Annotated in this window: 27 protein-coding genes; 13 read left to right on the forward strand and 14 right to left on the reverse strand. The window is 49.1% G+C overall.

Translation table 11 applies throughout. From position 1 onward, the window contains the following. Positions 1 to 198: 198 nt before the first annotated feature. Entirely contained in the window at positions 199 to 972 is a 774-nt protein-coding gene (locus BM299_RS14635; protein WP_092485932.1) for an undecaprenyl pyrophosphate synthase, read from the reverse strand. Positions 973 to 1,573: 601 nt separating this feature from the next. Between BM299_RS14635 and BM299_RS14640 the strand changes: the two genes are divergently transcribed. Continuing rightward, positions 1,574 to 2,296, forward strand: a complete 723-nt coding sequence (locus BM299_RS14640; RefSeq protein ID WP_092485935.1) for a metallophosphoesterase — start codon at positions 1,574 to 1,576, stop codon at positions 2,294 to 2,296. On the opposite strand, the gene BM299_RS14645 is transcribed toward BM299_RS14640, so the two are convergent. Next, on the reverse strand, positions 2,279 to 3,130 hold the full coding sequence (locus BM299_RS14645) for a hypothetical protein (RefSeq protein ID WP_092485938.1): 852 nt from the start codon (positions 3,128 to 3,130) through the stop codon (positions 2,279 to 2,281). The two genes, BM299_RS14640 and BM299_RS14645, sit on opposite strands and share 18 nt — an antisense overlap. 177 nt (positions 3,131 to 3,307) lie before the next feature. Here BM299_RS14645 and BM299_RS14650 point away from each other — a divergent pair, with 177 nt between their 5' ends. Beyond that, complete coding sequence (locus BM299_RS14650) at positions 3,308 to 3,637, forward strand: hypothetical protein (protein WP_092485941.1); 330 nt, start codon at positions 3,308 to 3,310, stop codon at positions 3,635 to 3,637. Positions 3,638 to 3,794: 157 nt separating this feature from the next. Then, positions 3,795 to 3,980 carry a hypothetical protein gene (locus tag BM299_RS14655; protein WP_092485944.1) on the forward strand — a complete coding sequence of 62 codons (186 nt, stop codon included), beginning with the start codon at positions 3,795 to 3,797 and terminating at the stop codon, positions 3,978 to 3,980. Positions 3,981 to 4,078: 98 nt separating this feature from the next. Here the strand turns inward: BM299_RS14655 and BM299_RS14660 are convergent, their stop codons facing one another. Next, positions 4,079 to 5,272, reverse strand: coding sequence for a pyridoxal phosphate-dependent aminotransferase (locus tag BM299_RS14660; protein WP_092485947.1), 1,194 nt, complete (start codon positions 5,270 to 5,272; stop codon positions 4,079 to 4,081). 270 nt (positions 5,273 to 5,542) lie between these two features. Here BM299_RS14660 and BM299_RS14665 point away from each other — a divergent pair, with 270 nt between their 5' ends. Beyond that, entirely contained in the window at positions 5,543 to 6,703 is a 1,161-nt protein-coding gene (locus BM299_RS14665) for an S-layer homology domain-containing protein (protein ID WP_165608352.1), read from the forward strand. Between the two features lie 35 nt (positions 6,704 to 6,738). On the opposite strand, the gene BM299_RS14670 is transcribed toward BM299_RS14665, so the two are convergent. After that, the gene (locus BM299_RS14670; RefSeq protein ID WP_092485953.1) at positions 6,739 to 8,181 is read right to left on the reverse strand and encodes a metallophosphoesterase family protein; all 1,443 of its coding nucleotides are present in this window, start codon (positions 8,179 to 8,181) and stop codon (positions 6,739 to 6,741) included. 113 nt (positions 8,182 to 8,294) lie between these two features. On the opposite strand from BM299_RS14670, the gene BM299_RS14675 reads away from it, so the two are divergent. After that, a complete protein-coding gene (locus tag BM299_RS14675; protein WP_092485956.1) occupies positions 8,295 to 9,506 on the forward strand; it encodes a DegT/DnrJ/EryC1/StrS family aminotransferase in 1,212 nt (403 codons plus the stop codon). A gap of 213 nt (positions 9,507 to 9,719) precedes the next feature. Next, positions 9,720 to 10,097: an ATP-binding protein gene (locus BM299_RS14680; protein WP_092485959.1), complete on the forward strand. Its 378-nt coding sequence runs from the start codon at positions 9,720 to 9,722 to the stop codon at positions 10,095 to 10,097. Positions 10,098 to 10,099: 2 nt separating this feature from the next. Here BM299_RS14680 and BM299_RS14685 read toward each other — a convergent pair whose 3' ends face one another. The 6 genes from BM299_RS14685 to BM299_RS14705 form a co-directional block, all read right to left on the reverse strand. Continuing rightward, positions 10,100 to 10,327, reverse strand: a complete 228-nt coding sequence (locus BM299_RS14685; protein ID WP_092485962.1) for a hypothetical protein — start codon at positions 10,325 to 10,327, stop codon at positions 10,100 to 10,102. 85 nt (positions 10,328 to 10,412) lie between these two features. Further along, positions 10,413 to 10,631 carry a hypothetical protein gene (locus tag BM299_RS14690; protein ID WP_092485965.1) on the reverse strand — a complete coding sequence of 73 codons (219 nt, stop codon included), beginning with the start codon at positions 10,629 to 10,631 and terminating at the stop codon, positions 10,413 to 10,415. A gap of 120 nt (positions 10,632 to 10,751) precedes the next feature. Then, complete coding sequence (locus BM299_RS14695; protein WP_245779800.1) at positions 10,752 to 11,471, reverse strand: ferredoxin-like domain-containing protein; 720 nt, start codon at positions 11,469 to 11,471, stop codon at positions 10,752 to 10,754. A gap of 404 nt (positions 11,472 to 11,875) precedes the next feature. Next, positions 11,876 to 12,223, reverse strand: coding sequence for an AMP-binding enzyme (locus tag BM299_RS14700; protein WP_165608353.1), 348 nt, complete (start codon positions 12,221 to 12,223; stop codon positions 11,876 to 11,878). Then, positions 12,213 to 12,401: a thiolase family protein gene (locus BM299_RS20060; RefSeq protein ID WP_114340138.1), complete on the reverse strand. Its 189-nt coding sequence runs from the start codon at positions 12,399 to 12,401 to the stop codon at positions 12,213 to 12,215. The genes BM299_RS14700 and BM299_RS20060 overlap by 11 nt, the downstream gene beginning before the upstream one ends. Before the next feature lie 137 nt (positions 12,402 to 12,538). Next, positions 12,539 to 12,889 carry a VanZ family protein gene (locus BM299_RS14705; protein WP_245779796.1) on the reverse strand — a complete coding sequence of 117 codons (351 nt, stop codon included), beginning with the start codon at positions 12,887 to 12,889 and terminating at the stop codon, positions 12,539 to 12,541. 158 nt (positions 12,890 to 13,047) lie between these two features. Between BM299_RS14705 and lspA the strand changes: the two genes are divergently transcribed. Further along, positions 13,048 to 13,518: a signal peptidase II gene (lspA, locus tag BM299_RS14710; RefSeq protein ID WP_092485974.1), complete on the forward strand. Its 471-nt coding sequence runs from the start codon at positions 13,048 to 13,050 to the stop codon at positions 13,516 to 13,518. Next, the gene (locus tag BM299_RS14715; protein ID WP_245779797.1) at positions 13,505 to 14,431 is read left to right on the forward strand and encodes an RluA family pseudouridine synthase; all 927 of its coding nucleotides are present in this window, start codon (positions 13,505 to 13,507) and stop codon (positions 14,429 to 14,431) included. The genes lspA and BM299_RS14715 overlap by 14 nt, the downstream gene beginning before the upstream one ends. On the opposite strand, the gene BM299_RS14720 is transcribed toward BM299_RS14715, so the two are convergent. Then, positions 14,424 to 14,876 carry a DUF441 domain-containing protein gene (locus BM299_RS14720; protein ID WP_092485980.1) on the reverse strand — a complete coding sequence of 151 codons (453 nt, stop codon included), beginning with the start codon at positions 14,874 to 14,876 and terminating at the stop codon, positions 14,424 to 14,426. The two genes, BM299_RS14715 and BM299_RS14720, sit on opposite strands and share 8 nt — an antisense overlap. A gap of 72 nt (positions 14,877 to 14,948) precedes the next feature. Continuing rightward, entirely contained in the window at positions 14,949 to 15,758 is an 810-nt protein-coding gene (comA, locus tag BM299_RS14725; RefSeq protein WP_092486018.1) for a phosphosulfolactate synthase, read from the reverse strand. A gap of 229 nt (positions 15,759 to 15,987) precedes the next feature. Here comA and BM299_RS14730 point away from each other — a divergent pair, with 229 nt between their 5' ends. The 4 genes from BM299_RS14730 to cshA all read left to right on the forward strand — a co-directional run bounded on the left by BM299_RS14730 (position 15,988) and on the right by cshA (position 20,803). Continuing rightward, a complete protein-coding gene (locus BM299_RS14730) occupies positions 15,988 to 17,685 on the forward strand; it encodes an S-layer homology domain-containing protein (protein WP_131820659.1) in 1,698 nt (565 codons plus the stop codon). A 191-nt stretch (positions 17,686 to 17,876) separates the two neighbouring features. Continuing rightward, positions 17,877 to 18,623: a M48 family metallopeptidase gene (locus tag BM299_RS14735; RefSeq protein ID WP_245779801.1), complete on the forward strand. Its 747-nt coding sequence runs from the start codon at positions 17,877 to 17,879 to the stop codon at positions 18,621 to 18,623. Between the two features lie 410 nt (positions 18,624 to 19,033). Next, positions 19,034 to 19,234 carry a cold shock domain-containing protein gene (locus BM299_RS14740; protein WP_207545201.1) on the forward strand — a complete coding sequence of 67 codons (201 nt, stop codon included), beginning with the start codon at positions 19,034 to 19,036 and terminating at the stop codon, positions 19,232 to 19,234. 114 nt (positions 19,235 to 19,348) lie between these two features. Beyond that, positions 19,349 to 20,803: a degradosome RNA helicase CshA gene (gene cshA / locus BM299_RS14745; RefSeq protein WP_092485992.1), complete on the forward strand. Its 1,455-nt coding sequence runs from the start codon at positions 19,349 to 19,351 to the stop codon at positions 20,801 to 20,803. Positions 20,804 to 21,195: 392 nt separating this feature from the next. On the opposite strand, the gene BM299_RS14750 is transcribed toward cshA, so the two are convergent. Then, the gene (locus BM299_RS14750) at positions 21,196 to 21,402 is read right to left on the reverse strand and encodes a helix-turn-helix domain-containing protein (protein ID WP_425429493.1); all 207 of its coding nucleotides are present in this window, start codon (positions 21,400 to 21,402) and stop codon (positions 21,196 to 21,198) included. Between the two features lie 72 nt (positions 21,403 to 21,474). Here BM299_RS14750 and BM299_RS14755 point away from each other — a divergent pair, with 72 nt between their 5' ends. Further along, positions 21,475 to 21,810: a hypothetical protein gene (locus BM299_RS14755; protein ID WP_092485997.1), complete on the forward strand. Its 336-nt coding sequence runs from the start codon at positions 21,475 to 21,477 to the stop codon at positions 21,808 to 21,810. Between the two features lie 706 nt (positions 21,811 to 22,516). On the opposite strand, the gene BM299_RS19470 is transcribed toward BM299_RS14755, so the two are convergent. Then, a partial coding sequence (locus tag BM299_RS19470) for an IS1634 family transposase (protein ID WP_425429492.1) occupies positions 22,517 to 22,945 on the reverse strand: 429 nt, incomplete at its 5' end.

A 22,945-nucleotide genomic window follows, 5' to 3' on the forward strand; every position in this document is an offset into this window, starting at 1 on the left:
GACGCGGGATTTGTTTTTATTGAAACTATGGATGATTGGATCGACCTGCGAGTCTGTAACGGTGGTGCTGAATGAATTGGCAAAAGAAGATTTGATACAAATGGGACGGAAGTCGATTCGAGTGCTTAGGAAGCGTGCTAATATGCCCTGCTGATGGCAGGTTACAAGAAAAAACTGACCCGGAGATGATATAGACGTTTATTGTAAACCTCCGAAGCGGCGCTCCCGCTGTTGATAATCAACCAGAGCGCTCAATAAATGTTGACGTCGAAAATCCGGCCACAGTACGTTAGTAAACCAGATTTCACTATAAGCCAACTGCCAAAGTAAAAAGTTACTGATCCTAAACTCACCGGCGGTTCGGATCAATAGGTCCGGATCGGGTAGACCGGCGGTATACAGGTGGTCTGTTATCGTCTGGATATCAACCTGGCTGGCTTTCAAACATCCCACTTCAACAGCCTCGGCAATAGCGCGAACTGCGTTTGTTATTTCTAAACGCCCTCCATAGTTCAGGGCCAAGTTTAAAACTAGTCCGCTATTATCACGGCTTCGCTCAACAGAATTAGCGATAACATCCTGAACTGATTGAGGCAATTCTTGCAAAGTGCCTATGGAGTTAACCCTTACTCCTTTTTTACACAATTCACCAATTTCCTTATTTAAGTATTCAATTATCAGATTCATCAGGTAATTTATTTCTTGCTGAGGTCTTTTCCAGTTTTCCGTGGAGAACCCGTAAACTGTCAGCACCTCAATTTTTAACTCATAACAGATTTCTACTATGCCTTTGAGAGATTCCGCACCTGCAAGGTGACCCACAGAGCGGGGGAGTCCTCGCTTAAGCGCCCACCTGCCGTTGCCATCCATTATAATGGCAATATGCTTGGGCAGTTTTTGCCTATCAATAATTTTCAATAAATCTTGCTCATTCAGTTGAATGGTTTGCTCAAAATTAATTTTATTTTTCATAAAGATATGATCCTCACTGATATTTAAAAAAACTTTTTGATTTTAGTTCATAGTATTCAAATAAAGTTGAATATGTTACCATTTACAGTGCGCAAAATCCATATACTTAAAGGCACTAGTTAGAATAAATCGTCCTTGGGAATATTAAATGAGAAATTTTGCAACATTTACTATTAAATCAACACAATACTTCATTATCACATTTTTGGTATTCAATAATTATGCTAAATGTCACCATAAATAAAAGCGCCCCTTATGGAGCGCTTACCCACTGATCAATTACTTTTCATATACTCCGCCGTATCCAAAGAACCCTGTGCCGAATACCAGCAGGATAAGAATGAGGAACAAAATGAAACTTCCATCAAAAAAGCTGCCACCGTAACCCATAAATACAGGCCTCCTTTGTTTATACATTTTGTTTAATTCACGGTTTATCATATGCAACCCGAAAGGAAAGTGTTACTAATAAAAAACCCCCGCTCGACACAAATGAACAAACAGGAGAACGCGAAGAAACAGCTGCTTTGGTTTGGCAGGAATAAATATCCTGCCAGTCGAAACAATAAACAAGTCAGGGTTTACCATAGGGGGATAGGCTTTGAATATATTTGCCATCGGAGATTTGCATCTGTCGTTCAAACAAAATGTTAACGTGGAAAACTGGGATAAAAATGAGCAGTATAAACCAATGGAAGAAGTGGATAAGTCCTGGCACGATCATGCCCGGAGAATTTATGAAAACTGGCGCCGGGTGGTCGGTGAAGATGATGTGGTGCTGGTTCCCGGTGATATTTCCTGGGCCATGCGGTTGGAAGAGGCCCGGACCGATCTGGATTTTCTGGGGCTGCTGCCGGGCCGGGTCATCTGCGTACAGGGCAACCATGATTACTGGTGGCAGAGTATTTCCCGGGCCAGGGCGGCGGCCCCGGCCAACGTGCAGTTGATTCAAAACGATCATGTCGGGCTGGGCGGTTTGAACATCTGCGGCACCCGGGGCTGGATTTGCCCCAACGGCGCTTACTTCAGGGAACAGGATGAAAAGATATACCGCCGGGAACTGATTAGAATGGAAAATTCATTGCAGAGCGCCGGTGCGGGTAGAAAAATTGTTATGATGCATTATATGCCCACCAATGAAAAACACGAGTATTCAGGTTTTATAGAACTATTCGAGAAGTATGCCGTGGAAACGGTCGTTTACGGGCACCTGCATGCAAGGGCCTGCCGCTACCGGCTGCCGGACCGGGCCTGGGGCATTAACTTTCACCTGACCAGCGCCGATTATCTGTCATTTTCTCCCAAGTCAATTCTCACGCTTTAAAGAATCGTCAACCTGTGTGAAACATTCCGGGTGACCGAATATAAATTCCTTGTCCGTCCGGGCATGCACGGCTGCGACCCCCGCTGGCACGTCCCGCCGACAAACCATGCAGGGCATTGTCTCCCGTGCTTTCAGGATGACGCCCTGGACAAAGTTGTTGTTCCACAGTATATGCGCAGTTTGCAACCTGTTCTTATGCGGTTTGACCGGCGAACATTCGGGATGATAGAAGCGGCTCTTTTTTTTGCCGTGTTCCCGGAAACGGTACTGTACTACCGGGGTATAAGGCAATATTTTTTTCCGGCAGCGGGAACAGAGCCGGGTACTGCCGGCATTGGCTTTCAGCAGGTAGCGCAGGTGCGCCGGTTTGCTGCGTACGGTCATGTCTTTTACAAACCGCCGGCGGGCGGGGTCTTCTTTAAGCCAGGCGTCCACCATTTTGTAAAATTCCCTGTAATTACGTTCTTCCAGTTTGACAGCCGCCGGAAACCCGGCGGCGGTAATCTGCTGCTGGAAAGTGTTTTCGGCTACTTCGTGGGCCAGGCCTTCCATGCGGATGGTTTCCCACCGGTAACCGTTTTCCGTCAGCCACCTGTGTACCCCGTGAAAAATATTGCCGGAACAAACGTAAAAATAATCGTCCCTGGTAGCTCCGGCTTCCTCCATCATTTCCAGCACCTTGTGCAGGGCCATTTCTTCCATGGTGATATTTTTATCCCAGGTCAAGGGCAGAAATCTTCGATAAATGCGCCTCGGTTGTTCGCAGACCAGTACCAGCACTTCCGAGAATGCTCTGCATCCGCCCCCGGCGTCTTCAATGTACCAGTTCCTCATACATTACCTCCAACCGTATATTGATAATATATTGCGGTGGGATACGCAAAAACCCCGCATTAATTCAATGATAAGCTGCTTATGGGGAATTTAGGTTCTGGTTAGCCTGTCGGCGTTATGATATATTATACCATAGGGAGATTATCATGTCTTTTTCCAGGGGGGAGGGTATAATCAATGTCCAGGTTTGTTTGTGATGTATGTGGAAAGGAAATTGCAGTACATGAAGGGATTCTTACCTGGGCCCGGGACGAGGAAACTCTGTCCAATTTTATGCTGACACATCAAAATTCTCCCGAGAGAAAATGTCAGCCCAAAGAAAATAACCGTTATAAAGACCTTTATACATTGACCATGATTAACGGTTACATGGAGTTTATCAATTACCTTGTTGACCGGTGGGAATCCGGGTTTTACTTGAAAGATGTCGAGTCACTGAAAAAAGTATTGGAGCAGTTGAATTTGCATATGCATGAAAAATTAATACTGTTAACTGAAGATGAATAATGATCACTAGGGCAAAAAAGGGGACAGGCTCCATTTTCGTTCTTTGAAAATGGTGCCTGTCCCCTTTTTTGCCTGTCCTCCTTTTTGCTTTTTTATAGTATCAATTGGGCCGCATGAAGAAACAATAGAGCAAAAATACAAAGGTGGTGCAGCTGCTATGCGTGATCAAGACAAAGAATTCAAGGTGCAGGAAAAAGATGAGACTTTTAAACACGAACTGGTACGGGAAGAATCCCCGGCCGATTTGTGGGATAAGGACAAAAAGGGCGAGGCCCTGCGGGAAAATCCCATGAAGACTCCGCCCAATAATTTGACGACCAAAAAGAAAAAGTATGGGTTTTAATTAAAGATGATGTTCGAAAAGTCCGCCGCCTTGACAGGTGTCAGGTGTTGATAAGTTGAAAATCTATGATTTTCAACTTTCAACCCCTGGCACCAAGATTAACTGGCACCAAGATTAAACTCCCGGGCCAGTTCGGTGAATGCGGGCAGCGAGTTGCGGATGATCTGCGTGTCTATGCAGTAGGAAAGCCGGAAATAGCCCGGTTTGCCGAACCCGCTCCCGGGAACCAGCAGCAAATTGTACTTCTGGGCCCGGCGCACAAATTCCACGTCATCCTCAATGGGGCAGCGGGGGAAAAGGTAAAATGCCCCTTTAGGCTTTATAACATCAAACCCAAGGCCGGAGAGGTGATTGTAAAGCAGGTCCCGCTTTTCCCGGTATTCTTCGATGTTGACGCTTTCCCGCTGCAGCGGCGCCACCAGGCGCTGGATCAGGGCGGGGGCGTTGACAAAACCCAGGGTGCGGTTGCAGAAAACCAGCCCGTCAAAAATCAGTGCGGCATCTTCAATATCCGGGTTTATGGCAATATAGCCGATGCGTTCCCCGGGCAGGGCCAGATCCTTGCTGTGCGAGGTTACCACCAGGGAATGCTTGATGTGTTTGAATACTTTGGGCGGCGCAGTCCCGTCATAAAAAATCTTGGCGTAAGGCTCGTCGGAAATCAGGTAGATGGTTTTACCCAGTTCTTTTTCTTTTTCTTCCAGCACCCGGCCCAGGGCCTCCAGTGTTTGGGCCGGGTATACCACGCCGGTGGGATTGTTGGGCGAGTTGATAATCACTGCCCGGGTGTTGGGACCGACAGCGGCGGCGATGGCCTGCGGGTCCAGTTGAAAACCTGCCGCTGTGGGCACTTCCTTAATTGTACCGCCGTGGTTGTCCACGTAAAAACGATATTCCACGAAGTACGGGGTGGGGACTATTACTTCCTCACCGGGGTTAAGCAATGTTTTCAACACGACGTTAAGTCCGCCGCCGGCGCCGCAGGTCATGACAATATGGCCGGGGGTTACGGGTTTGCCGGTTTCTTCGGCCAGCACATCGGCCACGGCCTGCCTGGTTTCCAAGTAACCGGCGTTGTTCATGTACCTGTGCATGCCGGGCAGCGGGTTACCGGCAATTTGCCCCAGTTTCCGGTGAAAGGCCTCGGGCGGTTCCACGTTGGGATTGCCCAGGGTGAAATCATATACTTTATCCGGGCCGTGAATTTGGCGTAATTTTTCCCCTTCCTCAAACATCTTGCGAATCCAGGAAGAGGCGGACAAAAAGCCTTCTATCTTTTGCGCGATGGGCATTTTAAAAACCACTCTCCTTAACATGCCGCTTTGGTTTTTGGCTTATTTTCATGCTGCGCGTACCATTTTATTTCTGTTTTCACGGCAAAATAACCTGCAAAAAATTAAATATTGCAGTGTATAATTGCCGGGTAATATCCCTAATACTTAATATGTATGATGCTTGTCCAAATGAACTTATGGTTGTTATAATTAACTTATTGTTTACCGGGAACATTATGGTTAATTTTACCGTCTATATATTTAAATATGCTCCGGGAGGTGACTGGCTTGAAAAAGAAAGTTGTCATTATTGTCATTACGATATTGTTGCTTGTTTTGTTACTATCCCTGCCCGTGCGGGCGGAAACCGGTCAGGCGCCGGAACCACCGGTCGACAACGGGCGTTTATTTGTTGATGTAGATGAAGACCACTGGGCATATCAACCCATCAAGCGCCTGTCGGACCGAAACATAATTATGGGGTACCCCGACGGCAGTTATAAACCGCAAAAAAAGGTACAGCGAAAAGAATATGCCTTGATGCTTACATCCATTGCGGGGCTTAAACCGCCGGTGCCGGAGGAACATATTTACGCGGATGTCCCCGCCGGGGTCTGGTACGGTCCGGCGGTGGCGGCGGTGCGCCTGTACATGCCCGGGTCCGCAGGCCAGGACGGCCAAAATTATTTTCACCCGGACGAAGATGCCGCGCGCCAGGACGTAATCAGCGCGCTGGTCAAGGCGCTACGTGTTAATTACAAGCAGGTTGACCCGCGGATTTTACAGGAAAAATTTGCGGATTATAAGCAAATAGCCCAAGATGTCCGGCTGCAGGTGGCCTGGGCGGTGCAAAACAATTTAATCAGGGGTTTTCCTGACGGAACTTTTCGGCCCCGGGAGGGAATCACCCGGGCCGAAGTGGCGGCAATTCTTTACCGGGCTTACTTTGTAGATAACTCCATTAAAGGTTTGATTCAAAATAAAGAGGTCAAGCCCTTTACAAGCAGTTCTCCCGCCTATCAAAACCTGACCGGCTTGTTGAATAACAAGTACGGTCAATTGCCGACCGGAGCATACCAGGTGGAATATTTTGCCAGGGAAGAGAATTATTATGACGGCGAAGGCCTGCAAGTGTTATACATCTTCGGCCGTATTGACGATGTCAAGTATTTTCGCTGGGAAGCCGAATTCGCCGGTGTTTACGACCAGGTAAAGGAGTTTAATGAAGCGGTTGCCCTGGAAGCGGCCCGGATGTACCCGCAGAAAAATATACTGGTTATGCTGGGGCATTCTTTTACCCGCTATTTTGATGTCAGTGATATTTACGACAAAAAGTACTTGTCCAAAACCGGTGACGGCTGGCGGTTTGAGCGGTTCTATACCGGTGTGCTGGTGAAAAACGGCGCCATAGCCCGGGTCTGGGTGGAAGACTTGTTGAGCAAGCAGTAAGGGCGCCGGACCCGTCAAACGACAAGGCAGTGACACTATCTCCGGGCTGTTTCGGACGCAGGCTGTTGTTCCCGGCCGGGTGGGCCTGCAGGTTCCTCCGGCCGGTCGAATCGTTTTCTTTCCAGGGTAAAGCCTTGTTCCAGGTTGCTTACCGAAATTAAATCGGCGGCCATCAGCCGCTGCTTTCCTTCCTTATCAGGACGCAAATGCAGCAGCACCACTGAATAAGGAACTTTGTTCGCCTGCAGTCCCCGTAGTCCCGCTGCCCCGGAGGTGCCGGCATTTACCATAATGCTGCCCTCCTTTTTTGTTACCTTCATCTGGTGATTATGGCCGAAAAGGATCACCGGCGCTCGCCCGGCCAGCGCCTGGGCCATCCTGTTATTGTGCAGCAAAAGCATATCCACCCGGGGAAGCCGGTTGAGTTTTTCCTTAACTTGTTCGGCAATGCGGGGTATGGTGCTCAAATCCGGCGGTATGACCGAGTTGCCGGCGGAGGAAGGGTCGGGTACCCCGTAAAACAACAGCTCGTTTTTCTCCACCAGGCCGTTGACCACGGTGACGCCGGGTATGGTATTCATTTTATCTATAATGGCCGGCGAATCATGGTTGCCGGCAATAAACAGGTAAGGGACTTGCAATTGTATCAACTGGTCCAGCAGCAGGGTTTCGAGGGGCGTGCCGAAATCGCTGATATCGCCGGTGTCGATAATCATATCCACTTTAAAGAGTTCCGCCACCCGAAAAGCGAAATCCATGCCGGCCGGGTTGTTATGCAGGTCCGAGATGTGCAATATTTTGAATTCCGTTGTGGTTTCCTGCAGCGGCTGCAATTCGTCCAGCCGTTCATAAAGCCGGTTCAAGTTGGCGGCTACCAGTTCCAGTTTTTCACCCAGGGTTTCTATTTTGCCCAGGGTTTCCTGGGCCAGGCTGACCATCCACGGAGCAACGCGCAGCACGCCGGAATACTGCGGGTTGCGAAAGGCCCGCACATCGTATGTGAAATAGGTTGCGGCCAGCAGTGCGCCTGTCAGCAGCACGCCGAGCAGCGACCCGTAAACATATTTTTTCAAACTGCCCCGGCGGCTCAGGAAAATACCCAGCGCCCCGCCCAGCAGGGCCAGCATTAACAGTTTGATTGTAAAAACTATGAGCACCTGCTTTAAAACCTTTTTACCCTGGCGAATAACTTCTTTCTGTTCCGGGGCGCCGGCCAGCAGGCGCTGAATCAGCTGCAAGTCAATATTTTCCAAGCGCAAGGATATTAATAGAGGGGTTTTGTGGGTATGGGCCCGGATAGTGCCCAGGGGCGGCACTTCCACTTCGGTATACCCCTGTTCGTTGATCTGCACGGCGACGCGGAATTGCAGCGCCTCTATATTAAACCGCATATGCCCGAATAAGCTGATCAACAGCAGCGCACCGGCCAGGGCCAACACCAAGCCGATATATTTTTCGGTTTTTCGGTAGTTGATCATTTTCTACTCCCGTGGTTATATGCTAATAATATATTTGCCTGGTAATGTATGAATTAACACAGGGAATACAAAAGTCAATTAAAGGAGGGAATGGGCGCATACGCCCGTATAAAATGTCTGACAAACCAGCTGTCGCCGGGGGCAGGCCGGTAAGGGACAAGTTGCTGCCCCTGGCCGGAGCGGCGGTAAGTGATGAAGATGTTCATGCCGTAACAGGTGTGCTGCAAAGCGGCAAACTGGGGTGCGGCGAGATGGTGCGCCGCTTTGAAGAAGCGGTGGCCGGTTACGTGGGCGCCAGGTATGCGGTGGCGGTTTCTTCCGGCGCGGCGGGGCTGCACATCGGCCTGATGGCTGCCGCGGTGGGTTATGAGGAAGAGGTGATCACCTCGCCGCTGACCCACCCCGCAACTTCGAACTGCATATTGTACCAGGGAGGAATACATACCTTTGCCGATATTGACCCCGCCACCTTGAATATGGACCCGCAGTTGGTGGCAGCCAAAATTAATTCCCGTACCCGGGCGCTGATACCGGTGCACTTCGCCGGCAACCCCTGCGACCTCGACGCTCTGCACGGGCTGGCCCGGGAAAATAATCTCGTGGTTATGGAGGATGCCGCCCACGCCCTGGGCGGGGAATACGGGGGCAAAAAAATAGGGTCGCTGAGCGATTTAACGGTCTTCAGTTTCAGTTCCCCCCAGCACTGTTATACGGGGGAAGGCGGCATGGTGACCACCGACTCTGAAGAACTGTACGAGTGGCTGCTCATTTTCCGCGAAAACGGTATGGTGGCCGACCCGGACAAGCAAGCCAAACCCGAGGGACCCTGGCGGGTGGAAATGCAGGACCGGGGGTATAATTACCGGATGACCGATATGCAGGCGGCCCTTGGCCTTTCCCAGTTGGCCCGGGTGGAGGAATTTGTTGACCGGCGCGCCGCCCTGGCTGAAATATATAACCGGGCCCTGGCCGGCCATCCCGCCGTGGCGCTGCCCGAACAAAACAGCCGGGGTCGTTCCACCTGGCATTATTATATACTGGCCTTGCGTCCGGAGACGCTCAGGGTGTCCCGGGCCGAGATTTATTACGCCCTGCGGGCGGAAAATATCGAAGTGGGGGTGCATTACCTGCCGGTTTTTCTACATCCATACTACCTGTGGATCGGGCACCCGGACGTCTGTTCATTGGAAGGCAGTCTTTGTCCCCGGGCGGAGCAAATGTACCATCGTTTGTTAAACCTGCCCCTGTATCCGGCCATGTCGGACCGGGATGCCAATGACGTTATTTCCGCGGTCAGCCGGGTGCTGGATTATTTTTCTGTGTAAAAAAGGGGACTGGCTCCTTTTTCGTATTTTGAAAAAGGTGCCTGTCCCCTTTTTTACGCCGGCTCCTTTTTCGCATTTTGAAAAAAGTGCCTGTCTGTTTTTCACTCTTGCAAGTGTGACGAATGTCACACCGAAAATGCGAAACAGTTAACTTTAAAATGAAGCTTTATTGTGTATATTAGTATCAACAACAATAATAACGAGGTGGTTAAAATGGCTAAAAGACAAATTGTTAAAATAGACGAGGAAAAGTGCAACGGCTGCGGCCTTTGTGTCAGCCCGTGCGCGGAAGGTGCTATAGTGGTTGAAAACGGTAAAGCCAGAGTAATTAGAGAGGAACTTTGCGACGGAGCCGGTTTTTGCATCGGGGCCTGCCCGCAGGGCGCTTTGTCAGTAGAAACCAGGGAAGCGCCCGACTTTGATGAAAAAGCGGTGGAAAAACACCTGGCACAAACCGCCGGCGAATACATTCCCCAGATTTGTTTCAACTGCGGGCGCAACGAGGATGAAGTTCCCGTATTGCCATGCCGAAAAAAAGGTAAAAGCATTTGGGTTTGCACCAAATGCCTTCCCGCCTTGATCCATGGTTAAATTTATTTGGTTTCTCCGTGGTCATTATCCGGGCCCGTAAACATTACCCGTGCATGTTCAAAACCGGTATTCATTGCTTCAATCCCCTCTCTGATGGTGCTCAGGGAACGGGCCGTTTGATCAATCAGGCCTCGTACAAAACCCAGTTTAATGTCGGCCTGTTTATCGGTACTGAGAATCAGTAAAATAAGTATTAAAAATAATGTAAAAGGATTGGTATTATTTTCCAATGCAGTACCTCCTTTCACCCCGCAAAAACTTTTTATCTATACTATGCAATAAAAGCGTCAAGGTGAAAAAATTTGCCCCGGTACTTTAAAATTGCCGGAGCGGTACAGCGATTACCCGGTCCTCGCCGCAAGCCGGGCAGGTGAAGAGGTGGCGGCAATACTCGCTTTCAAAACTCATGTTGAAATACGGGCTGTACGGCCCGGCGTAATCTGTCACCGGGCCCGAGTCCAGCATGGTTTCACCGCAGGGGCACTGCGGAGACAGTGTTTCCAGGGCGTTGCACAATGCACAGGCTGTTTCCATGATACCAACCTCCAGATAATTGCTATTAAGTGGGATAATGCTTTGGCGGTAAAGGATAAATGTGATTTAAAAGACCGGACGTGACCTGCTGCAGGTTTCGTTCCGGTCTTTTTGACAAGATCAGTGGGTTATGTTCTGTTCGGGAAGCACTGCGGCTTTAAAGTTATCAAAACCGGTGCGGTCTATAAAGTCGCCCAAACGTTCATTGGTTTTGGCCTGGTCCTTATAGAACTGCACAACCCTGTCCAGCAGTGAGAATACCTGTTCAGAAGACAACTCTTCGGCCAGCAGTTGTCCCAGGCGCGGCTTTCTGCCGCCGTTGCCGCCCACGTAAACCTTGAAGCCCTTGGGCATGCCAATGGCGCCGAAGTCGATCATCATGGAATCCATACACTGGTTGGGGCACCCGCTGATACCCACTTTAAACTTGGAGGGCAGGGTCATGCCGTGGAATTTCTCGTCGATTTTGGTGCCCAGCCCCACGGAATCCTGCTGACCCCGCTTGCAGAAAGTGGTGCCCGGGCAAAATTTGACGCTGCGCACACACAGCCCGATGGCGGCGCCGGGTTTCATGCCCAGATCCTGCCACGCGGCGTCCACATCTTCTTTTTTCAGGCCCACCAGAGCGATGCGCTGCGAGGAAGTGACCTTGAGCGCCGGGCATTTGTATTTTTTGGCTGTTTCGGCCAATTTGACGAGCAGGTCGGGATCGGTAATGATGCCGCCGGGCAGGTGCGGGGCGATGGCATAGGTACCGTCGCGCTGCAGGATGGCCCCCTTCTCCAGCATGTCCCGGTTGGTATTGGTATGCCGGTACCGGTCGTCCAGCCGGTTGGGCATTTCTTGTTGTCTTTCCATACAGATTCCTCCTACGATAATTTTTTTTATTTTACCCGGCAGCAGTGATATACATGACAAAACCTGCGGAAATTTCCGCAGGTTTTTGAAGCAAGCATTATAACACTGTTAGCCAAAGTGGTAAAAGGAAAAAAAGGGACTGGCTCCATTTTCGCTTTTTGAAAATGGTGCCTGTCCCCTTTTTTTCCCTGGCTCCGTAAAAGGGGGACAGGCACCGATTCACACTTCAAATATTATATCCTGGCCATATTTATGGCCAGGACAAAGGAATGAAGTACTGAAAGGCGCGCTTAAAGGGAACTGATTAGGTGCGCGCCTTTCTTGCAAAACGAATCGGAGCCAGTCCCCTTTTACGGAGCCAGTCCCCTTATTATTCTTGTTTAATGCTAATCCGCCTGTGCGCAAACCTCTTCCAGAAGCCGCAGCTTGAGCACTTTCCCGCTGGGCGACTTGGGAATTCTGGGCACGAACTTGACGGCCCGGGGCAGGTTTGCCGGGTCCAATTCGGCGCTTTGTTTCAAGAAGTCCAGAATTTCCGCTTCGGTCAACCCCGGGTGGCGTGGCACAATGAAGGCCATCAGTTTGTCCGGGCCTTCTTCCCGGGCGGTGCAAATTACGGCTACCTCGTCAACGCCGGAGTGCTCGTAAAGTATGTTTTCAATCTGGCGCAGCAAGAAGCTGCTGACAACCGGGGGAGTTTCGCTGCCGACCGGATTTTTTGCGTTATGTTGCACAATAATCAACCTCCCTTTCCACTATCAGGGCCACGCCCATGCCGCCGCCCACGCACAGCGAGGCCAGGCCGTAACGGGCGTTGCTCATGCTTTCGGTGCCGCCGGCCAACACGATCTCCGAGTTGCCGGTGACAATTTGCTGGTAACCGGAAATAATGGCCTCCTTGATTAATAAAATAACATAATTTAACTGGTTATTATCTTAATATTTTATTTCTTCTTAAATTTGAAAAAGTCCTTCTTTTCTAATAATTTTAAAGTTTTTAATATTTAAATTTTTAGCCGTACTAAAAGGCAGGCACTGAGCAAACTGTTTTAATGCGTGCCTTTCTTTTTGAAATGAACCAGGGCCAGCGCTAATGCGGTGCCCAGCAGGTCCCGGGCCAGATCAAAAAGGTCCGGGTACCGGGTGGGGATAAAATACTGGTGTATTTCATCGGTGATGCCGTACAAAAGGCATAGACAAAACGTTTTCAGGTAAGGGCGGGTATGGCGGTTTTTTTGCAGCGCCAGGTAATAAAAGAGGGCCAGCACAAAATAGGCGGCTATATGGCCCGGGTTGAAGTTGTCTATAAATGGAAATAGAGAATGAAGTTCATCACCTCTACGCCCGGACAGGTAAAAAATCACGCCCATCCAAACCAGGGCGGGGATCCAGTACAACAAACAAGGACACTCCTTTGAAACGGTCTTTTGAGCCGGAAAATACGGTAAAATTAATACTAGATTTGCTTCTACACCGGGGCCACGGTATTTCTGGTTTGTTTTGCCTGAACATGTGGTATTATATCATGTAGCGGTATTTTAGGGGAGGGAAAACGGACTTGCGGTTTGTTATATTAATAATGTTGACATTGCTGGCGGACCAGTTTTCCAAGTATATCATCAGCGCGAGCATGCAGCCGGGGGAATCCATACCGGTACTGCCGCCGGTGTTTCACATCACCTATATTTTGAACCCGGGGGCGGCCTTTGGCATGCTGGCCAATCGTACTACTTTCTTCATAATTGTTTCGGTGCTGGTGATTGCGGGGGTGTTGGTGGGATACCGTCACCTGCCCCGGGAAAGGATGTGGACCCGGGTGGCCGCCGCCCTGGTGGTGGGCGGCGCGCTGGGCAATTTAATCGACCGGGTGCGCCTGGGCCGGGTAATTGATTTTTTGGATTTTCGGGTCTGGCCGGTATTCAACCTGGCGGATATTGCCATAGTAACGGGGGCTTTGCTGTTGATTATTGAAGTCTGGCGCACGGGTGACGGGGAGCAAAAAAGGGTGGATGCCGGTGCCGAAAAATGAAACGTACGTGGTGACTGCGGGGGAAGCGGGGACCCGCCTGGATGTTTACGTGGCCGTCCGGGAAGTACAATTAAGCCGCTCCTACGTGCAAAAATTGATCGGTGAAGGCTTAATCAGGGTGAACGGGTCGGAAGCCAGGGCCAATTATCGCTTGAAGGAAGGCGACACAGTGTCGGTAACCGTGCCGCCGCCGGTGGAGCCGGAAGTGCGCCCGGAACCCATCCCCCTGGATATATACTACGAGGATGAGGATGTAATAGTGGTAAACAAACCCAGGGGCATGGTGGTGCACCCGGCGGAGGGAAATTATACGGGCACGCTGGTCAATGCCCTGCTTTATCACTGCCGGGACCTTTCGGGCATCAACGGGGTGCTGCGCCCCGGCATCGTGCACCGCATAGACAAGGATACCTCGGGTTTGTTGATGGCAGCCAAAAACGACCTGGCCCACGAGCATCTGGCCGCCCAGTTGAAGGAACATACCGTCACCCGGGGATACCTGGCGCTGGCGCACGGACTGTTGAAAAGCGACCGGGGGACGGTGGACGCGCCCATCGGACGGCACCCCGGGGACCGGCAGAAAATGGCCGTCACCGACCGCAACGCCAAAAGGGCGGTTACTCATTACCGGGTGCTGGGCCGGGCGGAGAATTTCACTTTGCTGCAATTGCGCCTGGAAACCGGGCGCACCCACCAGATCAGGGTGCACCTGTCCTACATCGGGCACCCGTTGGCGGGGGACACCCGGTACGGGCCCAACCGGCCCCGTTTCGGGCTGGACGGGCAGTTTCTACACGCCTGCCAACTGGGGTTTGTCCATCCCCGCAGCGGCGATTATTTGGAATTCACCGCCCCGCTGCCGGCTGAACTGGCCGCCGTACTGAAAAAGCTGGGCCTGGATGAGCCTACTTGAACAACCGGATCGTTTCCAGGAACAGGGCGGTGAGGCCCGCCGCCATCAGCGGGCCCACCGGTATGCCGTTCAAAAAAACAATGCCGAAAACCGAACCGATCAGCAACCCGAAAATCATTTCCGGGTCGATCTGCAGCAGCCGCAATCCCTCGCCGTTCAAGTGGGTGGCCAGCGCGCCACCGATAATGGCCAGTATGCCGGGCAGCGATGTAAAGGTACCGAGCAGCTCCTTCTCAGTAACCTTACCGCTGGCCACGGGCACCAAAATAGCCAGCAATAAAAATAATAAGCCCACTTCCAGGCCTCTTCTTTCCAGCAGCGGAAATATGAAATTCAAGTTGGAGAACTTGATGATCAGCAATACGCAGGCGGCAGTGGCAATTAAATTGGAACGCGCAATGATCCCCACCAAAAGCAAAGCCACCAGAATGGGTACTCCGTTCATGAGGCTCGCCTCGCAAAAGACAAGTTTTAGTAAATATATGCCGCTGCCGCCTTCCGTATTACCAGTTTGTGGTCATTTGGCAACCGTCGCCTCATTGATGGCCAATTGCAAGGTATCGGCCCGCAGGCCCACCCGTAGCGCCTCAACGGCCAGCACTTCCCGGGGCGGGATGTTCCCCAGGTTTACGTCCGGGCCGAAACGGGCGACCAGGTCTTGCTGTTGAATTTTCAGCGGCGCTTCCCAGATGATCGACGCCGGGTTGCCTATATAATCCATCAGCACCTGTAAGTCATCGTCCGCCATATGCCCCCCGGCGTCGTACAGTCCCACGTTCAGGCCGCATTCCCTGCCTTCCAGAATAACTTTGTAAGCCCCGGTTTGCAGATCACACACAGCCTGTTCGGCCAGTGCTTGCACCGGCACGTCCAATCCGTCATTCTTTTTTCCCACTTCCGTCAATACACGGAATCCCTTTTCAGCGGCCATCGTGATCGCGCGCTCTCTCACCTCCTCGCTCAGGGTTATTGTTCCGTCGCTGACTTCAATGGCCGTAAAACCCAATGCTTTACATTTGCCCAGGTATTCGGGCAATTTGTTTTGCCACAGGGCCACTTCCAGAAATGTTCCCCCCGGGTAAATGTCAATACCATACGATTGCACCAGGTGAATTTTTTCTTCCAGTGTGCCTTCGGCATATAACGCCGAGGTGCCGAAACCCAGTTTGATAAAATCAATATGCTGGTAGTTGATTTGCAACAGATCGCGCGTCTCTCCAAGCCCCATACCCTTGTCGATAACCATGGTCAAACCTTTGCTCCTGGGTTTGGCCGTCCGTGCGCCCAGCGGAAAAGTGATTACTTCCCGCCAATTGGTGGAATGCATAGTTTCGGACAAAATATCAGCTCCTTTCCCGGTTTTGCACCTGCCGAAAAGGCGTATGCCGGGCGTCCACCCCCTTTGTGTTCAACTGCCGGGAAAGGGTTTGTATCCCACATGATTAAAATTATTCACTTTTTATTTGATTGGTTACCCGAATTACCTGCCAAATAACGGAGGTACTGCGTATATCAGGACAGATGGGTAAACCATCTTAAAAATTAAGGGGAGTGATGTGGATTTGGGTAAAAGCAGGACAACGAGTATTTTACTGGGGGGGATGTTGGCGATAGCGGTTTTCACCTTCGCTGTCATGGCGTCGCCGCCGAACGCCCTGGCCAAGGGGAAGTGGAAAGTCCCCCCGGGGCATATGAAAAAAATGCAGCGGGTCCAGTTGGTGCAGGCCGGGAACGTAACTTTCAACATCATGAACGACGTACGGGGTCACTGGGCTGCGGAACCGGTAACGGCCATGCAGAAGCTGGGAATAATAAGGGGGTTCCCCGACGGCAATTTTTATCCCCGGCAGGAAGTGACCAAAAGCCAGGCGCTGGTAATGGTTATGCGCGCCCTGGGGTTTGAAGGTCAAGAGCCGACTGAGGAAAGCCTGGATTTAGTGGAAAATTCGCCCGAGTGGGCCCGTGATACCGTTGCCCTGGCCCTGGACAAGGGGATAATTACCAGGCGGGAAATCAAAGATTTCGCCGGTGACTTGCCCGCTCAGCGGTACGAGGTGGCGGTGTGGATTGCCCGGGCCGCCCGGGGCGGCGATATTGCCGGCGGCAGGCTGACCTTTGCCGACGCCGGCCAGATACCCGAATATGCCAGGAACTATGTGGCCTACATGGCTTCCAACGGAATTATGAGAGGTTATCCGGGCAACATGTTTAGACCTCTGCACCCGGTGCAGCGCGCCGAAATTGCCGCCATGTTGTTCCGTTGTCAAAATATTTATTCTCTGAACACCAAATTTAATTACCTGAAAGGTGAGATGGCGGAAGTGCTGCCCACGGACCCGGCGTTTATCATCCTGGCGACCGGGGAAGGCACCGGCGATTCCCGGGTAATGGTGCAGGTCGCCGATGACGCTGCGATATTTATTGACGGTGAAGCAGCGGAATTGGAGGATGTTCAGGAAGGTTACACGGTCACCGTGGTGTTGAATCCCGCCCGCAAGGCTGTTATGGTGAGCGCCCGGACCGAAGACAATGCCGTTAATGATGATGAAGATGAAGACGAAGAAGAAGATAAGAATGCGCCGGAAATTGATGAGTTAAAGCCTGAAAATGGTGATGATAACGTGGAAATCGGTCTTAAAACCCTGGTGGTAACTTTTGATGAAGAAATTTTCGCCGCTGAGGACGAAGAAGATATTGAAGCCGGAATTAAAGTGAAAAATGAAACAGAAGATGAGGTAGTGGATATTAATGATGTCGATATCGACGGTTCAAAATTGGTTATTGAACTGGCCGAGGGGCTGAAAGAGGATAGTGATTACTCGGTAATCATTCCGGAAGGGATTATTGAGGACGAAGACGGCAAAGAATTTGCAGGAATCGAAGCGGAAGATTGGGAATTTACCACGGCGGAGGATGAAGACGATGACGCGCCGGTTATTGAGAAATTGCAGCCCGGGGACGGCGATACGGTGGACGATGATGTAGATGAACTTACGGTGCGGTTTAACGAAGAAGTGCGCTGGGTAGATGAAGATTTCGATGGTAATAAGGTGTTGGTTTTTGAGATGGATACCAATAGCATGGTAACCCCTGACAAAGTGGTTCTCGACGGTGATGAACTGACTATTAAATTTGATGACGAGTTGGATGACGGGGAATACAGCGTAACCATCCGGGCAGGCATCATTGAGGACATGTCCGGGAACAAGTTCAATGGTATCGGCGTGAATGACTGGGTTTTTGAGGTGGAATAGGACAATGATTTGTACATCCCCGAAGCAACCGTTTGCGGTTGTTTTCGGGGTTTTTTGTATTTGCCGGGATGGTTGCAGAAACATCGATGAGTAAGTTTTCGCGGGTTAAATATTTTTTGCAAGTGCTTGCCGGTTGTAGTAAACTTTATGTGTTAACCACGATTTTAAGGGTTGCTTATAGTTTGGCAACGGTGAAAGTAGGTGCATCTTTGCCGCAGTTGGTTTGGCGTGATAAACCGGTGCAATATGTAATTAAACGCAGTAAAAAGGCAAAAACGGCCAGAATAACGGTAGATGCGGTGCAGGGTGTTGAAATAACGGTGCCTGTAAATTTCAAGCGTGATTGGATTGATCAAATATTAAACCAAAAGGCCGCCTGGATTACTGATAAAATGAACGAGTTGTCCAAACTGGCCGGTTGTCCGGTGCCCAGGTCGTTTACGGATGGCGATATTTTTTATTATTTGGGTGACCGGTATAATCTGCAGGTGAATATATTTAAAGGAAGGACCTTGCATCCAGTACTAATAAAGGAAAATAATATACGGGTTGCTGTAAAACCCGGGTTGTCCGAAATCGAAAGGGCCAAAGCGGTGCGCCAGGCCCTCGTTGAATGGTACTCCGGGCAGGCGAAACCCATTATTATAAAAAAAGTGGATGTTTTTTCCCATAAGTTGGGGGTCAAACCCGCCCGGGTAAAAATAAAAGAGCAAAAGTCCCGCTGGGGCAGTTGCTCCGGTAAGGGCAATATCAACTTGAACTGGAAAATCATCATGGCCCCGCCTGGTGTTATTGACTACGTAATTGTCCATGAGTTATGCCACTTGATAAAACTGGATCACTCCCCGGAATTCTGGCGGTTGGTTGAATCAGTGCTTCCCGATTGGGAAAAACGTCGCCGGTGGTTGAAAGAATATGGCCCGGTGCTTAATTTTTAATTGGATTAGGCGCAGATGCAACTGCGGATGAAGGGTATTATAGTTCTCGGGGATGGGCAGACCAGGGTGCATCAACACCAACGTGAATGCCGCCAAAAATTTTCTCCGTGAGAGGATAGAGGCAGATTAAAGATTTTGGCCATGGGGCACGCGGTGTCAGCCTGGAGACTGTACCGGGGTACCGGGCAGTATGAACCAGGAAGAATCTCCCGGCTTTACTCGTGGGGAAAAGTCAATTTATAACCAAACCATTAAAACTAAAATTTGCTTTTTAAAAAGTTTCATGGTACAATGTGTAAGCTAAAAAGTATGAAAACCTAAAAATGATCTTTACGGCCTCTTGTATCAAGCATTACGAGGAAAAGAAGTTTTTATGGTATCAGCTTTTTAAGATTTTTTTGAGGAGGCCTATTATGATAGGTAGAGTTAAGTGGTTTAACAATGACAAGGGTTTCGGCTTTATTGAACGTGAAAACGGAGATGACGTATTTGTTCATTTCTCCGCCATTGAAGGGAACGGGTTTAAAAGTCTGGAAGAAGGACAGCAAGTTGAATTTGAAATTGTAGAAGGTGCGAGAGGGCCGCAGGCTGCGAACGTAGTTCGGTTATAATAATCGCCGGTATACAAATTTGAATTGAAAGGGCATATTCCGGATTATATGGAATAATGCCCTTTTTTTAGGATATCTTATAAACATAGTATTAAATAAAGGAGATAAGCGGCTTTGGCTACATTTCATGAATTCGGACTCGAACAAACGATACTTCAGGCTATAAGTAATATGGGGTTTGAAGAAACAACCCCCATTCAGGAGCAGACAATTCCATTTGCATTGCAGGGAAAGGACATAATCGGACAAGCTCAAACAGGTACGGGGAAGACAGCAGCTTACGGGATCCCTCTTACTGCGAAAATAGAAAGAGACCATGAGCAGATCCAAGGGCTGGTTTTAACACCTACGCGGGAACTGACCATGCAAGTGGCGGAGGAATTAAACAAAATCGGTCAATTTAAAAAGATACGTTCTTTACCGATTTACGGGGGCCAGGACATTAACCGTCAAATCAAGGCGCTTAAGCAAAAACCGCATATCGTTGTTGCAACTCCCGGCCGTCTTATGGACCATATGAGAAGAAAAACGATTCGGCTTCATGCAATTCAAACGGTAGTTCTTGATGAAGCGGATGAAATGTTAAATATGGGTTTTATTGAAGATATAGAGGTGATTTTGCAAGAAACCCCCAAGGAAAGGCAAACGCTGCTTTTTTCGGCGACTATGCCAAAACCGATCCAATCCCTTGCGCAAAGGTTTATGATTGAACCCGGGTTATTTTCGGTCAGGTCGAAGGAAATAACGGTTCCCAATATAGAACAGCATTACATAGAGGTACCTGAAAAACAAAAGTTTGATACTTTATGCCGGTTATTGGATATCCAATCGCCGGAATTAGCCATTGTTTTTGGGAGAACTAAACGGAGAGTTGACGAGTTAAGTGAAGCGTTAAGCAAGCGGGGATATGGGGTTGAAGGGATTCACGGGGATTTAAACCAGGGTAAACGAATAAGCATTATGAACCGGTTCAAAGAAGGGGTAATTGAAGTATTGGTTGCCACCGATGTTGCGGCCAGGGGTTTGGATATCAGCGGGGTGACACATGTATATAACTTTGACATACCGCAAGATCCGGAGAGTTACGTTCATCGGGTAGGGCGCACCGGCCGGGCGGGCAATAAAGGGTTGGCGGTTACCTTTGTTACTCCGCGCGAAATCGGCCATTTGAGAATAATTGAAAATCTCACGAAGCGCAAAATGGAGCGCAAACCAATCCCCACTGTGACAGAAGCCATAGAAGGTCAGCAACGGCTGGCTGTTGAAAAATTGCTGGAAGTAGTCGAGCAGGGACAATATCAAGATTACAAGACAATGGCCGAGGAACTGCTTGCGGAACATGACTCTGTGACACTGGTTTCCGCAGCATTGAAAATGCTGACCAAGGAACCGAATAATGCCCGGGTAGTGTTAACCGAAGAGCCGCCGTTGAGGGTGAAGAAGGAAAAATGGGGTGTAAAAAGCAGGGCGTTGAGAGATGGAAGAGGCAAAAATTATCGTAAGTGGGAAAATAAGAAGAAATGGAGTAATAAGAAGCAGGATGTCATTACTCATAACTCCTTCGGTTAAGATACCTTAACAGAACTAATTTAGCCCGGCAAACCCGGGCTTTTTATTTTTATATGGACAAAACCCGGCGGCATTTCCTCTTCCGTATAAAACCGGAGACATCTAGATCACAAGGGTAAAAACCTACTATTATGACTTATATGGCGGACCGAAGCCACTTTTAAAGTATTCATTGATACAGGTGGATTTATAGCACTTATCCATAAACATGAGTAAAAAATTACTATAAAAAAATAAAAAACTAAGCAGGAAAGAACAAAAAATGTTGAAATTGGTTATTATTGATATGGAATATATTTCTTTTCTTAAAATAAATACGCAGGTGGATTAAGTTTTACGTAAAGAAGAAATTGAATTTAAGATTGCAAGAGGCTAAAAATGGAAACGTTGTTTCACATGAGGATATCAAGATTCCAATGCGTATATTCGGGAAACCCATAATATTTTGGCTTATCACAAGCAATCGCGATCACTTCACAACGCTGGCAAACATCAAACTTTATCGGAGCACCCGGGCGCGGCAGATCATGCAGACCATCTATCCCCGATTGGCTGAACCGATTTCGCCATTTGCGCACCGTTTTCGTAGATGTCTCCAGTTCCCTGGCTCGTACCTAAATTTACCATAAAGTTTGTCAATTCAAAAAGTACGCATACCGGATGCGCTTACCGTGATCACCACCTGGCGACCGCTTTTGATTCTTTGCTTCCACGCAACCGACCCCGATTACAATTCCAGCTATGTACCCCATCTCAATGCTGTGTTGGTTACGGCGCCACGCGCCAACGAAGAAGGCAATCAACCTTCTTATGTTTTTTTACACGAACTGGGCCACGCTTTCCAAGTAGCCCTTACTAAAGACCCGGCTGATATACCATGCTCTTTTTTGCCGGTGTTTCATTTGACTTTTGGCACGGACCCGGAAGAAGTGTCAGCAAATGATTGGCCGGACATCTTTGCGGACACCTTTTCACTGGCCATGTCATATGGGACGGAATTGGCATAACCAATCCTTTCTGCAGAATGTTTGATAACTTTTCCCAAGCTGGAATATTACGATATTTCGAGATGATTACTTTAGATGCCTTAAAGAACAGGGAGGCATTTGAAATGGGATGCCCAACGTATCGCGGACTTTAAGGCTGCTGTGCGTGGCAGATAGCCAGGGAACCTAAGCTATTCGAATCAAATCAATGGATCAATTTGTCCAGTATATCGGAAGTATGTTCAGGAGTATGGCGGCTTCTGCTCAATTTCGCCCCTTTCAAGAAATTTATTGAGGCAGGTGTTATGAATGCCGGCCTGAATTATGTCCCGGGTATGGGCGTAACCGTTATTCTTTTTAAAGATGGTTCCTGCCGGACTTCTCCATAACGTCGTAATCGATTACCCAATAGCAGGGTGTTTAGTCAACTTTTAGAATCTGTTATAATACGGGTAACAGATCACAAGGAAGTGGGTGTGGTGATTGGTTGAGATTAGGGGGATAAACCGGACCGGAGGTGATTGCCATGGAGAACCCCGGGATCAGAAAGGCCCTACCATTGAGAAAACCTTTTGGCAGAGCAAGCGGGAACGCAAGCTGGGGTGTAGTTTCAGATTATGCACCAATAAATACCACACTAGGCAACACCTAGCAGTAGTTTACGAAATAGCAGCGTCTAAAACGCCTGAGTCCAGTAATACCAAGGATTTCAGAGGACGACTTTGTATTACCCCACCATAGAGTATTTTTTCAGGTCCAACACCTCCATTAACTTCTTTTGCTCTGGTGTAAGTTTGGAAAGTGTTATATGCTGCCTATCTTTTTTAGACTGGCCTTTTTTGGGGTAAACCACTACAACCTCTTTAATATCGCCCAATGTATCAAGGATTTTTGGAATGCTCATATCAACGCCCTTTTGATGCAGTTCCCTTTTCAGCAAAGAACAAAGCATTAACGCCAATACACAATAGAAAGTATGCACCCTGATTTTCTGGTCGGTCCAGTGAAAAACCGACCGATAGCTTAAAAAATGCGTGTCTTTCATGCGCTTAAAAGATTCTTCAATTTTATGCTGGCTCCGGTATGAAGTAATAATCTTTTCAGTATCCCAATCCAGGTTATTTGTAAAAAGAATGGTTTTACCCAGATACTTTTC

The sequence above is a fragment of the Desulfoscipio geothermicus DSM 3669 genome, from assembly GCF_900115975.1.
In the GTDB taxonomy this organism is placed as follows: domain Bacteria; phylum Bacillota; class Desulfotomaculia; order Desulfotomaculales; family Desulfallaceae; genus Desulfoscipio; species Desulfoscipio geothermicus.

Bases quoted from the DNA above. Each gene is read 5' to 3' on its own strand.
- BM299_RS14635 (WP_092485932.1), bottom strand. From the start codon at position 972: ATGAAAAATAAAATTAATTTTGAGCAAACCATTCAACTGAATGAGCAA.
- BM299_RS14645 (WP_092485938.1), bottom strand. From the start codon at position 3,130: ATGAGGAACTGGTACATTGAAGACGCCGGGGGCGGATGCAGAGCATTC.
- BM299_RS14650 (WP_092485941.1), top strand. From the start codon at position 3,308: ATGTCCAGGTTTGTTTGTGATGTATGTGGAAAGGAAATTGCAGTACAT.
- BM299_RS14655 (WP_092485944.1), top strand. From the start codon at position 3,795: ATGCGTGATCAAGACAAAGAATTCAAGGTGCAGGAAAAAGATGAGACT.
- BM299_RS14660 (WP_092485947.1), bottom strand. From the start codon at position 5,272: ATGCCCATCGCGCAAAAGATAGAAGGCTTTTTGTCCGCCTCTTCCTGG.
- BM299_RS14670 (WP_092485953.1), bottom strand. From the start codon at position 8,181: ATGATCAACTACCGAAAAACCGAAAAATATATCGGCTTGGTGTTGGCC.
- BM299_RS14675 (WP_092485956.1), top strand. From the start codon at position 8,295: ATGTCTGACAAACCAGCTGTCGCCGGGGGCAGGCCGGTAAGGGACAAG.
- BM299_RS14680 (WP_092485959.1), top strand. From the start codon at position 9,720: ATGGCTAAAAGACAAATTGTTAAAATAGACGAGGAAAAGTGCAACGGC.
- BM299_RS14690 (WP_092485965.1), bottom strand. From the start codon at position 10,631: ATGGAAACAGCCTGTGCATTGTGCAACGCCCTGGAAACACTGTCTCCG.
- BM299_RS14695 (WP_245779800.1), bottom strand. From the start codon at position 11,471: ATGCCCAACCGGCTGGACGACCGGTACCGGCATACCAATACCAACCGG.
- BM299_RS14720 (WP_092485980.1), bottom strand. From the start codon at position 14,876: ATGAACGGAGTACCCATTCTGGTGGCTTTGCTTTTGGTGGGGATCATT.
- comA (WP_092486018.1), bottom strand. From the start codon at position 15,758: ATGCATTCCACCAATTGGCGGGAAGTAATCACTTTTCCGCTGGGCGCA.